This window comes from Bradyrhizobium sp. C9, assembly GCF_002532045.1.
Taxonomy (GTDB): domain Bacteria; phylum Pseudomonadota; class Alphaproteobacteria; order Rhizobiales; family Xanthobacteraceae; genus Bradyrhizobium.
Window position 1 is genome coordinate 37744 of record NZ_NWTG01000019.1, and the last position, 14215, is coordinate 51958.

Consider the following 14215-nt stretch of genomic DNA (forward strand, 5'->3'; position numbering starts at 1 on the left):
TAACCACAGGGCTGCGTTGTTGAAGCGCGCAGTGGCCCCAGCTTTGCAAACCAATTGGCGTTCGTGGTTGGGTCCCGGCCTTCGCCGGGACGACAGCGAGTTTGTGACGCCGTTTGCAATCAAATATTGGTAGCGATCAAACGTTCGCCACACCCGCGACCTTCAACTTCACGTCCTGCACGCAGTCGAGCACCGCGTTGAACACGGCTTTCGGAATTCGTACCCGCTCATCTCGATCGAGTGCATCGAGTTCATCGACGTGAGCATCAGGCTCACAACTGACGCTTGCCAGCCGGTCGAAGAACGACAGATCGAGTTCGCTGTCCTGCATGCGCATGGCACCCCAAACGTCCCATGGCAGCATCTCGCGATTGTTCAGCGCGCAGATGTCGCGGACAAGATTGCCTGCGATGAACCAAAGTCCGTGCATGTCGAGGATGCCGAAGGCGCCGGGATCGCGGCGCCCGGCGCGGCAGAGCGACCAGGCATCGCCGGCGACCAGGAACTGATCTCGCGGCACATCCGCCGCATCGAACCCGATCCCGAACAGCTCGCGCTGCCGATCGTCGATCTGGGAATCGAACAATACCCAACATTGCCTGTCTTCGTTCCAGTACTCCGTCACCCAATGGTCGAGGTATCTTCCGGCTTCGAAATAGGCGCCGAACCCGCAGCGGGCACGCGCCGGAATGCCCTGGGTGCGCAACATCGCCACGTGAAGCAGCGTGAAGTGCCTGCAGACGCCGACCTGCCGTTCGTTGACCGCCCGCGCCACCGCAAGCGGCCGCGCATCGCGCGTCACGATTTCATCCAGCATCGTCTCGACGGCTCGGACCTGCGATTGCGCTTGCCGGTCGCCGCCGAGCGTGACCCCATAGGCCGGGGCGATGTGCTGATGGATCAGCAGACCCTGCACCGTCGTCGCAAGCGCGCCGGCGCCGCGCGGCAAACCATCGAATAGAGCGGCGTGACGCCCCGGATCGCTCATGGCAACCGGCTTTTCGTATCTGTCGACGTTCATCTGAAAGATCTCCCGCAAGTCTCGCCTCCCGCGCAACCACCACACCGGCCGCTACTCCTCGACCGGCACCCAGATCTCGAGCCCGCCGTGACCGCTGTTCTTGTCGAACTTGTCGTCGTAGCGCTCGAAGTTCGGCGCGTCGGCGACCTTCATGCCCGATTGCGGCAGCCACCTGTTCCAGATCGTGTTGACGGTGCGGCGGATGGTCGAGATGTGGTCGGCGTGGGTGAACACCACGTATTTCTGCGCCGGGATCCGGACCCGCGCGAACTCGCGCGGCAGGTCGGAGAAATCGGCGACCTCGACACCTGCGATGTAGTCGAAATTGCCGGCATCGTCGCCATTGCAGCAGACGCCATAGGCAACGTCACCGACCTGGCGGGGAATATGCGCGCATTGCTGGTGGAAGCCGTGCCACTGGTTCGGAATACCGGCCGTGCTGTCATTGGCGTGGTTGTAGCGCTCGCCGACCCCGGCGACCAGAAAGGCCTTGCCGGTCGCGATACGCGGCGGATCGATGTGATCGAGAGCGGTCGAGATCATGGTGATCGGCTCCTGGAGCTTGAGCTTGGTCAGGCACGTCGTCGCGCGCACCGTCTCCGGCGTGACGCCGAAATGGTCGCGGAACGCACGGGTGAATGCCTCGTGGGAGCCGTAATCCGCATCGAGCGCCAGCGTGAGAATGTCAGGCGCACCGGCCGCGAGTTCGCGCGCAGCCTCGCTCAACCGCCGGGCCCGCACGTAGCGCATCACCGAAAACCCGGTCGCCTCCGCGAACGCGCGCACCAGATGGAAGCGCGAGACCCCGGCGACAACAGCAATATCATCCAGCGTCAGCGACGTGCGCAGGTGGCTTTCGATGTACCAGAGCGCCTTCTGGGCTGGATTCATGGACGACGGCCTTCCTTGCAAAGCTCGGGCATCATGCATGGCTGCGGCGCGCGGCGTTTGACAGTCCTTGCTGCGTGGCGGCGAAACCGTGGTTCCGCTCTGCGAAATTTTACCGCAAAGCCGTCGCTGGCAACAGCGCTGCAATCGTGCATACTCGCAGTTGCATCGATCCGACGGCTCACCAAGCTGCCCGAAAATCAAGACTGCACGAGCCGCGGCCAGCATGTCAGGGAGGACAATGATGCATCACCACCGCCTGAGCTATGTCAACTGCGTCAAGTCTGCGGCGCTTGCGGGGCTTTTGACGATCGCCGTCGCCGGCGCCGCCAACGCCCAGAAGAAATACGATCCGGGTGCGACCGACACCGAGATCAAGGTCGGCAACATCATGCCCTATTCGGGCCCGGCATCCGCCTACGCCACGATCGGCAAGACGGAAGCGGCCTATTTCAACAAGCTCAACAGCGAGGGTGGCATCAACGGCCGCAAGGTCAACTTCGTCTCCTACGACGACGGCTACAGCCCGCCGAAGATGGTCGAGCAGGCTCGCAAGCTGGTCGAGAGCGACGAGGTGCTGTTGATCTTCAATCCACTGGGTACGCCGGGCAACACCGCGATCCAGAAATACATGAACGCGAAGAAGGTGCCGCAGCTGTTCGTCTCCACCGGCGCCGCCAAGTGGAACGATCCGAAGAATTTTCCATGGACCATGGGCTGGCAGCCGAGCTACCAGGTCGAGGCGCGCATCTATGCCAAGTACATCCTGCAGAAATATCCCGGCAAGACCATCGGCGTGCTCTACCAGAACGACGATTTCGGCAAGGACTATCTGATCGGCCTGCACGAGGGGCTCGGCGATGCGGCCAAGAAGCTGATCGTCGTTGAATCCTCCTACGAGACCACGTCACCGACGGTGGATTCGCAGATCGTACAGATCAAGGGCGCCAACCCCGACATCTTCGTCAACATCGCAACCCCGAAGTTCGCGGCGCAGGCGATCAAGAAGGCCGCTGAGCTGGATTGGCATCCGGTCCAGTTCCTGACCAACGTCTCGGTCTCGATCGGCGGCGTGATGAAGCCGGCCGGCTATGAGGCGAGCCAGGACATCCTGTCGACCCAGTATCTGAAGGATCCCGCGGATCACGAGTGGAAGAACGATCCGGCCATGAACGAGTGGCGCGCCTTCATGACCAAGTGGTATCCCGAGGGCGACCAGAACGATGCCTCGACCGTGTTCGGTTACGGCGTCGCCAAGGGGCTGGAGCAGGTGTTGCGGCAATGCGGCGACAATCTCACCCGCGAGAACCTGATGAAGCAGGCGGCCAGCCTCAACTTCGAGATCGGTATCTATCTGCCCGGCACCAAGATCAAGACCGGGCCGGACGACTATGCACCGATCGAGCAGTTGCAGATGATGCGCTTCAAGGGCGAGAGCTGGGAGCGGTTCGGCCCCGTCATGAGCGGCGAGAAGAGCAGCTAGAGGTTTCCTCCACAACTTTGGGCTTCACGATGCCCGGCCTGCGCCGGGCATCCACGTCTTCGACACGATTCACGCACAAAATTCTTACAAGCAAGACTGGGAACGGCCGGAACCAGGCGAGCCGAAGCGAAGCCGCACGCAAGCTCGCCGTACTTGCGTTAGAGTGTCCGACCACGAGCTCCAGCTGCATCCTGCGATCGGAAGGACAACAACAATGAAGATCACCGACGTCCGCGCCCACCACATCCGCATTCCCTATGATGCCGGCCCTGCGAGCTTCCGCCAGGGCGCGTCCGCGATCTCGGCGCTCGACATGGTGCTGGTCGAGGTTTCGACCGACGCAGGCCTGACCGGCTGGGGCGATGCCTTCGCCTATGTCTGCCCGAAGACGAGTTGTGCGGCGGTGGCCGAGATGATCGCGCCGCAGGCGCGCGGGCTCGAGGTGCCGGATGCGGCCAGCATTCCCGCCGCGATGGAGCAGATCCAGCGCAATCTGCATCTGTTCGGCCGCTACGGCATCACGATGTTTGCGATTTCGGCGCTCGACATCGCGCTGTGGGATCTCGCCGGCAAGGTGAAGGGCGTGCCGCTGCATCAATTGATCGGCGGCGCCAAGCGCAGCACGATTCCGGCCTATGCCAGCCTGATGCGGATCGGCAATCCCGCGCACATCGCCGCCGAATGCAAGAAGGCGATCAAGCTCGGTTACGCCGCGATCAAGCTGCACGAGACCACCGTGCCCGCCGTCACTGCGGCGCGCGAAGCGATCGGCCCCGGCGTGCCGCTGATGGTCGACATGAACTGCCCGCTGGATGGCCCGGCGGCGATCCAGTTCGCCCGCGACTGCAAGCAGGCCGCGCCGATGTTCCTGGAGGAGCCGATCTGGCCGCCGGAGGATTTTGCAACGCTCGCGGAAGTGCGCAGAGAAGGCCGGCTCGATATCGCGGCCGGCGAGAACGCCTGCACCGTGCATCAATTCCGCCAGATGATGACGGCTGGCGCGGTCAGTCACGCGCAGCCGTCGGTGATCAAGGTCGGTGGCGTCACGGAATTTTTGCGCTGCGCCGTGCTCGCCGACGAGTTCGGCGTCCAGGTGATTCCGCACTCGCCGTATTTCGGGCCGGGCTTCCTCGCCACGCTGCATCTGATGGCGATCCGCGACGAAGGCCTGATCGAAGTGTTCTTCATGAAGCGCCCCGCCTGCCTGTGGGGCGACCGCATCGCCGTCGACGCCCGTGGCCATGTCGCCGTGCCTCAGGGCCCCGGACTCGGCTACGAGCCGGATCGCGATGTGATGGAGAGGTACCGGGTGGCGTGAGATGTACGCTGCGAGCCACGACAATGGTGCGCGCCCTCTCCCGCTCGCGGGAGAGGTGAAGCGAGGTCGCGGATAGAATTCTTCTACTTCGTCCCGTCCTTCGCAGCCGGCGTCGCATCCTTCGCCGGCGGCGCGTCGGCTTTCTTCTTCAGGTCTTCGGCCAGCTTGACCTGCGCCGCCTGCAAATCGGTGACGAGCTTCTGCAAGCCCGTAACTGAAACCTTCAGGCTTTCGATCTGCCGGTTGGCGGCGTCGAGCTTCTGCTGATGATCCGACGTGAGCTTGCCGATCGTCTTCTGCAGGAAATCGACGTTGCTCTGCAGGCAGCTGGTGCGCCGCTCCATCGTCTTTTCAACGGTGCAGATCTCGATACCGGGAACGTCCTGCGCATGCGCGGTTCCGACGACGCCGAGTGCAAGCGGCACCAGCAAGGCAACAACGAAACGCGCGATCATCGGCATCCCCCAATCACATGCGTCATTCACAGATTTGTGCTCGCGACGCTGAAAGCGGGGCAGACATACCACACTGAAACCGCATTCGAGCGGTGTGCTTCACCCATTACGGGGACTACTCGTGGGGACGGGGGCCTTCGGAACTTGTTTGGTTCGACCCCTTTTGGCTCGACCTTGGGCAGTGGAGACAGATCGTATGGCTACGCGCGAAAAACGGCTGGCGCAATTCGACGGCAATGGCGAACCTTCGCCGGAACAACGCGTGGAAGTGCTTTGTGAGGATCACAGCGGAACGTATCAGCTACCGTTCGCCTGCCGCTTCATCGACGGCCAGTGGCGCAACGACACGACCGGTGGCCCGCTGGAGGTCAATGTCATTGCCTGGCGCATGCCGCGCGTGAAGCAGGCGGGCATGGCCTGAGGCGCGCATTGGCGCGCGCTGTTTCAAAACGCGACGCGCATGCGGGGCGTTTTAAGATTTGGAACGCGGATGGAACGAACCGCGTCCGAATCACTGATCGAGCGACGTACTCCGTTGTTCACGGCTAGATGTGGTCATCAGCCCGATCCGGTGCACCACATACAGAAGCATGACGATCGGCCGCAGCCAGCGGCCGACGACAAAGGTTAATTCCTCGGCGGACGACATTTGCGGTCCCTCCTCGTGATCATTTCCACGGCGTCACCGGCGGCACGGTCTCGGTTGCCGGCGGCACATCCACGGTCTTGAAATCGGCGGGGCTGACGATCTCGAGGTATTCCATGTCCTTCGAGTAATCGAACAGATAGTGGGTGATGCCGGGCCGCTGATGGATCACGTCGCCGGCCTCGACCAGCGTCTCCGTGTCCTCGTACATGAAGCGCGCCCAACCCTTGGTCATGATGACGATCTGAAAATCGCACAGATGCTTGTGCCAGCCGGTGCCCTCTTCCGGCGGCAGGTCGGGATTGGCCTTGACCAGATGGCAGATCACCTGCCCGCCGGTGGCATCGGCGATGCCGAGATCGCGATACAGGAAGAAGTCGCGCAGACCTCCGCCCTTGAACTCGGTGTCACCGGGTTTGACGTGGGAGAATTTGCTGACGATGGCGTGCTGGTTCATTTCAAGCCTCCACGGTTCTCGTGTTCGCGAGATCGCGGCGCGGGCTCAGCGTCCAAATTTTCGGCAGCGTCGCATCGTCGCGGTCACAGCTCGCTTGTTGCTATGCGAAATCCTTGCCAGCCCGATTGTGCTGCGGCGATCGGCCTCGCCGGACACAGCCATCGCACCGGAAGCATCTGGAGCAAGGCGTGAATTTGTGTTCGGCGCGGGCTGCGCCCGATCGCCGCGCGGCGCCGATGCTAGGCGGCGACGGCACGTCCATTGAGCAAGGCTTGCCTGGAGCTTGAGCCGCCGACGCCGGCAGGCCCCGGCGCACACTGCCTAATATTCGACCTCGAGCTCCTCGACGTCGGCAGGCTCGGCCTTCGCGGCCTCGATCCATTCCTGCATTTCCGGCATCGCCATGATGGTGCTGGCATACGCCGCGAGCACGGGGTCGAGCTTCACGTCATAGGTCATGAAGCGGGTCACGACGGGGGCATACATCGCGTCCGCCATGGTGCGGCGTTCGCCGAACAGGAACGGGCCGCCTGACAGGCCGAGGCAATCGCGCCAGATGGTGCAGACACGGTCGATATCGGCCTGCGCCCGCGACCAGATCTTGAAGCCGGGAAAATGCCCCTTGAGGTTGACCGGCAGCGACGAGCGCAGCGTGGTGAAGCCGGAATGGATCTCGCCCGAGATCGAGCGGCAATGCGCGCGCTGGATCCGGTCCGCCGGCAGCAGCCCGGCATGCGGCATGATCTCGTTGAGATACTCGCCGATCGCCAGCGTATCCCAGACGGTCGCGCCCTCGTGGCGCAGGCAGGGCACCAGGATCGACGACGACAGCAGCAGCAGCTCGGCCCGCGCCGTGGGGTCATCGGGCGCGGTGACCACCTCCTCGAATTCCAGCCCGGCGAATTTCGCCAGCAGCCAGCCGCGCAGCGACCAGGACGAATAATTCTTGCTGCTGATGGTGAGTGTCGCTTTCGCCATGCCCGCTCCTCACGCCCTGAACGCGTCCTTACTCCCGGGCGGCGCGCCGGTCCAAGCCGCCGCGCCCCGGGGCCGTTCATTTTTGCAGCAAGCCACGTGCCAATTTGCCGGGCAGCCCGCCCCCTCTCTGGCGTCGATATTGCATAGCCATCGGGGCCAGGGGCGGATGCGTATGATGTCAATGATGTACCAGGCCTATCAGAACCACATGGACCTCACGGCGCCATGGCGGGCCGGGGCTGCAGCGGCGCTGAAATACCTCAATCTGGTGCCGCAGGGCGCCACCGACCGGGTGTACGGCCGGCTCGCGGCGGCGCTCGAGCTGATCTCGCGCTCCACCCTGACCTACGCCCGTCCCGACTACGCCATCGGCAGCGTGTCCTCCGGCAACAGGGAATACCAGGTGACCGAGGAGGTCGCCTATGCGACGCCGTTCGGCTCGCTGCTGCATTTCAGGAAGGTGGACGGCCCGGAGCAGCCGCGGCTCCTGCTGGTGGCGCCGATGTCCGGACATTTCGCCACGCTGCTGCGCGGCACCGTGAAGACGCTGCTGCAGGACCACGACGTCTACATCACCGACTGGCACAATCCGCGCGACATCCCGCGCAAGGAGGGCCGGTTCGGGCTCGAGGATTACACCGACCATCTGATCGACTTCCTCGGCCAGCTCGGCCCGCGCGCGCATATGGTGGCGATCTGCCAGCCTTCGGTGTCGGCGCTGGCGGCCGCCGCGATCATGTCCGAAGACAATCATCCGGCACGGCCGGCGTCGCTGACCCTGATGGCCGGACCGATCGACACGCGGATCCAGCCGACCAAGGTGAACGAGTTCGCCAAGAGCAAGCCGATCAAATGGTTCGAGGACAATCTGATCAACTACGTGCCGATGCAGTGCAAGGGCGCGCTGCGTCAGGTCTATCCCGGCTTCGTGCAGCTGACGGCGTTCGTCTCGATGAACCTGGAGCGTCACATCAAGCAGCACATCGACCTCGCCGACCATCTCGCCAAGGGCGAGACCGCCAAGGCCGAGTTGATCAAGACCTTCTACGACGAGTATTTCGCCGTGATGGATCTGCCGGCGGAATTCTACATCGAGACGGTGCGCGATGTGTTTCAGGAGCATCTGCTGCCGCAGGGCATGCTGATGCATCGCGGCCGCCCGGTGAATCCGGCGGCGATCCGGCGCATGGGCCTGATGACGGTGGAGGGCGAGAAGGACGACATCTGCTCAATCGGGCAGACGCTTGCCGCCCAGGACCTCTGCACCGGCGTGCGCACCTATCGCAAGGTGCACCACATGCAGGCCGGCGTCGGCCACTACGGCGTGTTCTCCGGCAAGCGCTGGAACAACGAGATCTACCCGCTGCTGCGCGACTTCGTGCATGTGAATTCGTGAGGACGCTCCTCCTTCGTCATTGCGAGGAGCCAAGCGACGAAGCAATCCATCGTTCCGCGTATGTGGAGCAATGGATTGCTTCGCTCCGCTCGCAATGACGGCAGCGCAACCCTAGCCACGCCTCCCCTCGCGCAGTAGTCTCCCGGCCACGACGACCTGTTTCCCAAGAATCGTCCAGGGAGAAACTCCATGCGCGCCCCCTTCCGCACCCTCACGCTCGCCGTCATCGGCGCCCTCGCCCTCACGTCAGCCGCATCCGCCGCCGAAGTCCACGTCATGATCTCGGGCGGGCTGACCGCGGCCTACAAGGCGCTGGTGCCGGAGTTCGAGCGCAAGACCGGGCACAAGGTGGTGACCGCCTTCGGGCCGTCGATGGGCACCACGACCAACGCCATTCCGGTGCGGCTGGCGCGCGGCGAGCCGGCCGACGTGCTGATCATGGTCGGCTATGCGCTCGGCGACCTGATCAAGCAGGGCAAGGTGGTGGCGGACAGCCGCGTCGACCTCGTGAAGTCGCCGATCGGCATTGCGGTGAAATCAGGCGCGCCAAAGCCGGACATCGGCTCGGCCGACACCGTCAAGCAGGCGCTGCTGGCAGCAAAATCGGTCGCCTATTCCGACAGCGCCAGCGGCGTCTATGTCTCGACCGAGATGTTCGGCAAGCTCGGCATCGCCGACCAGATGAAGGACAAGGCGCGGATGATCCCGGCGACCCCGGTCGGCGAGATCGTCGCCAAAGGCGAGGCCGAGATCGGCCTGCAGCAGATCTCGGAGCTGAAGCCGGTTGCCGGCATCGACATCGTCGGCCCGCTGCCGGAGCCGTTGCAGAAGATCACGGTGTTCTCCGCCGGCATCGCAACCGTCTCGAAGGAGCCCGAGGCTGGCAAGGCGCTGATCAGCTTCCTCGCCTCGCCGGATGCGCACGACGCGCTGGTCAAGAGCGGGCTGGATCCGATTGCCGCCGGCGCGACGCATTAGGTGCGGCCACCTCCCTCTCCTCAAGTCGTCCCGGCGAAGGCCGGGACCCATAACCACCGATGGCGATTGCTGCGCGCCGATGGAACGACGAGTCTTGCCTACGACATCCGCCGCGGCGTATGGGTTCCGGCCTTCGCCGGGACGACCGTGGAGTACGTGGCGCCGCTCGCACCTCCAGCGACAAAGGCGAAGCCTTTACGTCAGAATGACAGGGAAAGGTTGGCGGATTTGGCGCCGCTAGCGAAGGTGATGCGCGCCGTAGGCGAGCAGCAGCACCACGACCAGCGCCAGCAGCAGCGTGGTCGACTTCCAGAACAGCACCGGGTTGCGCTCGATCAGCGGCGTCGATGACGTCGTCAGATATCTTGCGTTGGGATTGCGCAGGTCGAACAGGAACTCGGAGAAGCTGTCGTAGCGCTTCAGCGGATTGACGTGCACGGCGCGCTCCAGCGTACCGTCGACCCAGCTCGGGATGTCGCGGCCGCCATGCGCCGCCGGACGATAGACCAGCCGGTTGAAGTCGGATCGGGTGCGGGCGCGCGCGATCTGCGCACCAAAGGGCAAGCGTCCCGTCAGCATCTGATAGGTGACGACGCCGAGCGAGAACAGGTCCGAGCGCGCGGTGCCGCCCTCGCCCAGGAAATACTCCGGCGCGGTGTATTGCTGGGTGCCAAGGATATCCTCGACGCCCGCCGGCATCGCCTCGGCGACGCCGGAGATTCGCGTCGAGCCGAAGTCGATGATCTTCACCGTGCCGGTCCGGTCGATCATGATGTTGTCGGGCCTGACGTCCTGGTGCAGCATCTCCTTGCGGTGGAACGCGCGCAGCCCCTTTGCGATCTGCTCGGTGATGTCGCGCACCGTCTCGAGCGACGGCGCGGGATTGTCGATCATCAACTGCGTCAGGGTCTGGCCGTCGATATACTCCATCGCGACATAGAGGAAGTTGCGCTTGCGCTGCGGCAGAAACGGCTTCAGCACATGCGGGCTGTCGATCCGCCGGGCGACCCACTCCTCCAGCATGAAGCGTTTCAGATAGGCCCCATCGTCGCGCAGGTCGATCGAGGGGATCTTGATCGTGACCGTGGTGCCGCTCTCCTCGTCGACCGCGAGATAGATGTGGCTGCGGTGCGAGGCATGCAGCTCGCGGACGATGCGGTAGCCGTCGAACAGCATCCGTGCATCGAGCAGCGGCGGCAGCGGCAGCTCGGTGGGCTGACCGAACACCTCGCTGGCGTCGCCGTCGGGCAATTCGTCGATCCGGATGATCTGCGCGGTGAGATTGTCCGGGCTGCCATTCTCATAGGCCTGTGCGACGATCGACTTCGCGGCGGCATCGAGATCGGCACCGCCATCCCTGATCGTCTTCGCCAGCTGTCGCGCGGGGACGTGCTCGTAGATGCCGTCGGTCACCAGCAGGAAAGTGTCGCCGCGCTCCAGCCGGAGATTCTGGTAGTCGATCTCGAGCTGCGGGTTCACGCCGAGCGCGCGGCCGAGATAGCTCTGCTGCGACGACAGCACGACGCGATGGTCGTTGGTCAACTGCTCGAGGCTGTTGCCCGCGACGCGGTAGATCCTGGAGTCGCCGACATGGAACAGATGCGCCGTGGTCGAGCGGATCACCAGCGCGCTCAGCGTGCAGACGTAACCCTTGTCCTTGTCGTAGGGGTTCTGGCTGCGCCGCGTCTGCGCATGCAGCCAGGAATTGGTCGCCTCCAGCACCCGCTGCGCCGAGGTCTTCACCGACCAGGATTCCGAGGTGCAGTAGTAGTCGGTCAGGAAGCTCTTGACCGCGGACTCCGCCGCGATCCGGCTGACGCTGCTCGAGGAGATGCCGTCGGCAAGCACCACGGCGATGCCCTTCAGGCCGAGCAGCGGCTCGTCGGGGATCAAGACGCCGTGGAAATCCTGATTGGTGTCCTTGCGGCCCTGATCAGAGAATTGCCCGACCGATATTGTCAGCGCGCGCGGCATCGACCGTCCCAATGCGAATGGGGCCCTCCGTGACAGGAGAGCCCCATAAGCAGGCCAGGATCAAGCCGCGAGGCGCTGGCGCTTCGGCGCCGTCTTCACATGCGTCGTGTAGAGCGTGAGCCCGGTGAAGGCGAGGCCGCCGGCGAGGTTGCCCAGCACGGTCGGGATCTCGTTCCAGATCAGGTAATCCATGATCGAGAACTTGGCATGCAGCATCAGTCCCGACGGGAACAGGAACATGTTCACGACCGAATGCTCGAACACCATGTAGAAGAACACCAGGATCGGCATCCACATCGCGATGACCTTTCCGGGCACCGTCGTCGAGATCATGGCACCGACGACGCCGGTTGAAACCATCCAGTTGCAGAGCATGCCGCGGATGAAGAGCGTGGCCATGCCGGCCGCGCCGTGCGCCGCGTAGCCCAGCGTTCGCGCCTCGCCGACGTTTCCGATGGTCATGCCGACCTTGTCGGGCTCCTGCGTGAAGCCGAAGGTCGTCACGAATGCCATCATGAACGCCACCGTCAGCGCGCCCGCGAAGTTGCCGATGAAGACGAGGCCCCAGTTGCGCAGCACGCCGCCGAGCGTGACGCCGGGGCGCTTGTCGAGCAGCGCCAGCGGCGACAGCACGAACACGCCCGTCAGCAGGTCGAAGCCCAGCAGATAGAGCATCACGAAGCCGACCGGAAACAGCAAGGCGCCGACGAGCGGCTGGCCCGTGTTGACGTTGATCGTCACGGCAAACCAGGCCGCCAGCGCCAGGATCGCACCGGCCATGTAGGCGCGGATCACGGTATCGCGCGTCGACATGAAGATCTTGGATTCGCCGGCGTCCACCATCTTGGTGACGAATTCGGACGGTGCGAGATAAGCCATTCGTAAATTCCCCTTGCGCAATTCGGCCGCGCCGGCTGCCTGCCGGAAGCGACGCGGGTTGATTGAATTGCTCGTCCGTCCGGGGGAGTTAGGGGGTGCAACGATTGCTCGCGGCGCCCGAGCGGGGCGCCTTGATCCCCTCACCTCGGCCTGCATTGGCTTCGGCGATCCGGAGGACGGCAGTCGTCGTTGACTGATGCAATCAAAAGCAATGGATATGCCAACTGGAGACGTTGGCGTCGGGAAAGAAAATCATTTTAATACAATTACTTAGATGACCGCCGCCGGAACCGGCCGGTGTGGTGGCGCCGATTTATGCAGCTTGCACAGATGTCGCCCAGGCCGACGCGTGGCCGGCAGGGGCCGCGGAGCGAACGTCGCCGCGCGGCCGGTGCGGTCTACTTTACCTCGGTACGGACCGGCGCGTCCTTCAGGCCGTTATTGTCGTAAGCCTTGCGCAGCGTGCCGTTGGCGATCGCCTCCGTCATGAATTTGGTGACGAAGGCAGCCGCGAGCGCATGATCGAGCGGCACCGCGACCGCAGTCACGGTCTGCTTGAAGGTCTCGTCCAGCACGCACGTGCCCGGAATCTTCTTCGCCATCGCCATGAGCTGGTCGCGCGACAGTGCGAAGGCGTCCACCTCGCCGTTCTCCAGGAGATGAAAGATCTCGTCATAGGTCTGATAACCCGTGACCTTGGCATGCTTGAGATGCGCGATCGCGCCACGCATGGTCGTGGTGTTGTTGACGGCGGCGACCTTGACGCCATCCTGGTCGAGGCTGGCGAAATTCGTGATCTTCGAGCCTGGTCTCACGATGTAGGTGGCGTCGGCGACCTCGTAGATCGGCCCGAACGTCATCTTCGTTTCGCGCTCGGGATCCCTCGGCAGGAAGGTGACATCCCAGGTGTTTTTCGCCGCAGCGTCGGTGATCTGCCCGGAATTCTGGTGCACGACGTATTCGACGGGAACGCCGAGCTGCGCCGCCATCTCGCGGCCGAGATCGACGGGAACGCCGGCATAGCCGTTCGCGGTTTTGGTCGACCAGAATGCGCCGCCCGCCGGGCTGATCGCAATCGCGACCCGGAGCTTTCCGGTCGGCGCGATCTGATCCTTCAAGGCGTCGGCGTTGGCGGATACGGCCATGACAATCACTCCCAGAACGAGGCCGGCCAGACGCAGCAGTCGAGACAACATCAGACGCCCTCCACGCCGGGTCTTGCGCCCGGCGGCGCGCAACAAACCGCACGAGGCCGCGTTGCGCAAGCGGCGGTTCGCGCAAGGGAGCTATCCGTATCGGCCTATTTGACCCGGATGGTGATCTTCTCGGAGACGACCGGCGGATTGAATGGATAGTGCTTGGCGTCGCCCAGCACCAGCTGCAAGGTATGCTTGCCGGGCGCCAGATCGAGCTGCGTCTCGGTCTGGCCCGCACCGAAGTGCTGGTGAGACTTGTCCGACGGAATCGGCTCATTCGGATTGAGCGGCTCGTCCACATCGATCAGCAGATGGTGATGGCCACTGTTCGGAAATTCGTCGCCGGCATGGGTGACGCCCATGTTGCGCAGCCCGAAGCGGCACGCGAACGGGCTCTTGAGCCTGGCTCCGTCGTGCGGCCAGATGAAATACAGCTTGGTGTCTTTCCCCGCCGGTTTGTTTTGCGCGTTGGCCGGGACCGCGAGCGCTAGTGCCGCAGCGAGGATGATCAAGCCTGCACTTTTCATAGTCCCTCCAAACCTGGCG

Annotated in this window: 15 protein-coding genes; 5 read left to right on the forward strand and 10 right to left on the reverse strand. The window is 63.8% G+C overall.

Translation table 11 applies throughout. The features are described 5' to 3' along the window. Window positions 1–136: 136 nt before the first annotated feature. On the reverse strand, window positions 137–1021 hold the full coding sequence (locus CO675_RS29100) for a transglutaminase-like domain-containing protein (RefSeq protein WP_097675220.1): 885 nt from the start codon (window positions 1019–1021) through the stop codon (window positions 137–139). A 51-nt stretch (window positions 1022–1072) separates the two neighbouring features. After that, a complete protein-coding gene (locus CO675_RS29105) occupies window positions 1073–1912 on the reverse strand; it encodes an AraC family transcriptional regulator (protein ID WP_097675221.1) in 840 nt (279 codons plus the stop codon). 238 nt (window positions 1913–2150) lie between these two features. On the opposite strand from CO675_RS29105, the gene CO675_RS29110 reads away from it, so the two are divergent. Both CO675_RS29110 and CO675_RS29115 read left to right on the forward strand, forming a co-directional pair. Further along, window positions 2151–3392, forward strand: coding sequence for an ABC transporter substrate-binding protein (locus CO675_RS29110; RefSeq protein WP_097675222.1), 1242 nt, complete (start codon window positions 2151–2153; stop codon window positions 3390–3392). 214 nt (window positions 3393–3606) lie between these two features. Then, window positions 3607–4710, forward strand: coding sequence for a mandelate racemase/muconate lactonizing enzyme family protein (locus tag CO675_RS29115; RefSeq protein ID WP_097675223.1), 1104 nt, complete (start codon window positions 3607–3609; stop codon window positions 4708–4710). Window positions 4711–4793: 83 nt separating this feature from the next. Here CO675_RS29115 and CO675_RS29120 read toward each other — a convergent pair whose 3' ends face one another. Beyond that, on the reverse strand, window positions 4794–5165 hold the full coding sequence (locus tag CO675_RS29120) for a hypothetical protein (protein ID WP_097675304.1): 372 nt from the start codon (window positions 5163–5165) through the stop codon (window positions 4794–4796). A 196-nt stretch (window positions 5166–5361) separates the two neighbouring features. Here CO675_RS29120 and CO675_RS29125 point away from each other — a divergent pair, with 196 nt between their 5' ends. After that, window positions 5362–5586 (forward strand): hypothetical protein, encoded by a 225-nt coding sequence (locus tag CO675_RS29125; protein WP_097675224.1) that lies wholly within the window; start codon window positions 5362–5364, stop codon window positions 5584–5586. Between the two features lie 90 nt (window positions 5587–5676). On the opposite strand, the gene CO675_RS41145 is transcribed toward CO675_RS29125, so the two are convergent. From CO675_RS41145 to CO675_RS29135, 3 genes are all read right to left on the reverse strand, one after another. Next, a complete protein-coding gene (locus CO675_RS41145) occupies window positions 5677–5814 on the reverse strand; it encodes a hypothetical protein (RefSeq protein ID WP_198964782.1) in 138 nt (45 codons plus the stop codon). A 19-nt stretch (window positions 5815–5833) separates the two neighbouring features. Beyond that, the gene (locus tag CO675_RS29130) at window positions 5834–6268 is read right to left on the reverse strand and encodes a cupin domain-containing protein (RefSeq protein ID WP_097675225.1); all 435 of its coding nucleotides are present in this window, start codon (window positions 6266–6268) and stop codon (window positions 5834–5836) included. 321 nt (window positions 6269–6589) lie between these two features. Continuing rightward, window positions 6590–7246, reverse strand: a complete 657-nt coding sequence (locus tag CO675_RS29135; RefSeq protein ID WP_097675226.1) for a glutathione S-transferase — start codon at window positions 7244–7246, stop codon at window positions 6590–6592. A gap of 172 nt (window positions 7247–7418) precedes the next feature. Here CO675_RS29135 and CO675_RS29140 point away from each other — a divergent pair, with 172 nt between their 5' ends. Continuing rightward, on the forward strand, window positions 7419–8642 hold the full coding sequence (locus CO675_RS29140) for a polyhydroxyalkanoate depolymerase (protein ID WP_097675227.1): 1224 nt from the start codon (window positions 7419–7421) through the stop codon (window positions 8640–8642). A gap of 189 nt (window positions 8643–8831) precedes the next feature. Further along, window positions 8832–9620 carry a substrate-binding domain-containing protein gene (locus CO675_RS29145; RefSeq protein WP_097675228.1) on the forward strand — a complete coding sequence of 263 codons (789 nt, stop codon included), beginning with the start codon at window positions 8832–8834 and terminating at the stop codon, window positions 9618–9620. Between the two features lie 237 nt (window positions 9621–9857). Here CO675_RS29145 and CO675_RS29150 read toward each other — a convergent pair whose 3' ends face one another. The 4 genes from CO675_RS29150 to CO675_RS29165 all read right to left on the reverse strand — a co-directional run bounded on the left by CO675_RS29150 (window position 9858) and on the right by CO675_RS29165 (window position 14196). Then, window positions 9858–11594, reverse strand: coding sequence for a bifunctional protein-serine/threonine kinase/phosphatase (locus CO675_RS29150; RefSeq protein WP_097675229.1), 1737 nt, complete (start codon window positions 11592–11594; stop codon window positions 9858–9860). Between the two features lie 60 nt (window positions 11595–11654). Further along, window positions 11655–12473, reverse strand: a complete 819-nt coding sequence (locus tag CO675_RS29155; RefSeq protein ID WP_050403146.1) for a formate/nitrite transporter family protein — start codon at window positions 12471–12473, stop codon at window positions 11655–11657. 398 nt (window positions 12474–12871) lie between these two features. Continuing rightward, window positions 12872–13618: a transporter substrate-binding domain-containing protein gene (locus CO675_RS29160; RefSeq protein ID WP_097675230.1), complete on the reverse strand. Its 747-nt coding sequence runs from the start codon at window positions 13616–13618 to the stop codon at window positions 12872–12874. A 155-nt stretch (window positions 13619–13773) separates the two neighbouring features. Next, entirely contained in the window at window positions 13774–14196 is a 423-nt protein-coding gene (locus tag CO675_RS29165) for a DUF4399 domain-containing protein (protein ID WP_097675231.1), read from the reverse strand. Between the last annotated feature and the right edge of the window lie 19 nt (window positions 14197–14215).

Coding starts and splice junctions, on each gene's coding strand:
- CO675_RS29100 (WP_097675220.1), bottom strand. CDS start 1,021: ATGAACGTCGACAGATACGAAAAGCCGGTTGCCATGAGCGATCCGGGG.
- CO675_RS29105 (WP_097675221.1), bottom strand. CDS start 1,912: ATGAATCCAGCCCAGAAGGCGCTCTGGTACATCGAAAGCCACCTGCGC.
- CO675_RS29110 (WP_097675222.1), top strand. CDS start 2,151: ATGATGCATCACCACCGCCTGAGCTATGTCAACTGCGTCAAGTCTGCG.
- CO675_RS29115 (WP_097675223.1), top strand. CDS start 3,607: ATGAAGATCACCGACGTCCGCGCCCACCACATCCGCATTCCCTATGAT.
- CO675_RS29120 (WP_097675304.1), bottom strand. CDS start 5,165: ATGATCGCGCGTTTCGTTGTTGCCTTGCTGGTGCCGCTTGCACTCGGC.
- CO675_RS29125 (WP_097675224.1), top strand. CDS start 5,362: ATGGCTACGCGCGAAAAACGGCTGGCGCAATTCGACGGCAATGGCGAA.
- CO675_RS41145 (WP_198964782.1), bottom strand. CDS start 5,814: ATGTCGTCCGCCGAGGAATTAACCTTTGTCGTCGGCCGCTGGCTGCGG.
- CO675_RS29130 (WP_097675225.1), bottom strand. CDS start 6,268: ATGAACCAGCACGCCATCGTCAGCAAATTCTCCCACGTCAAACCCGGT.
- CO675_RS29135 (WP_097675226.1), bottom strand. CDS start 7,246: ATGGCGAAAGCGACACTCACCATCAGCAGCAAGAATTATTCGTCCTGG.
- CO675_RS29140 (WP_097675227.1), top strand. CDS start 7,419: ATGATGTCAATGATGTACCAGGCCTATCAGAACCACATGGACCTCACG.
- CO675_RS29145 (WP_097675228.1), top strand. CDS start 8,832: ATGCGCGCCCCCTTCCGCACCCTCACGCTCGCCGTCATCGGCGCCCTC.
- CO675_RS29150 (WP_097675229.1), bottom strand. CDS start 11,594: ATGCCGCGCGCGCTGACAATATCGGTCGGGCAATTCTCTGATCAGGGC.
- CO675_RS29155 (WP_050403146.1), bottom strand. CDS start 12,473: ATGGCTTATCTCGCACCGTCCGAATTCGTCACCAAGATGGTGGACGCC.
- CO675_RS29160 (WP_097675230.1), bottom strand. CDS start 13,618: ATGGCCGTATCCGCCAACGCCGACGCCTTGAAGGATCAGATCGCGCCG.
- CO675_RS29165 (WP_097675231.1), bottom strand. CDS start 14,196: ATGAAAAGTGCAGGCTTGATCATCCTCGCTGCGGCACTAGCGCTCGCG.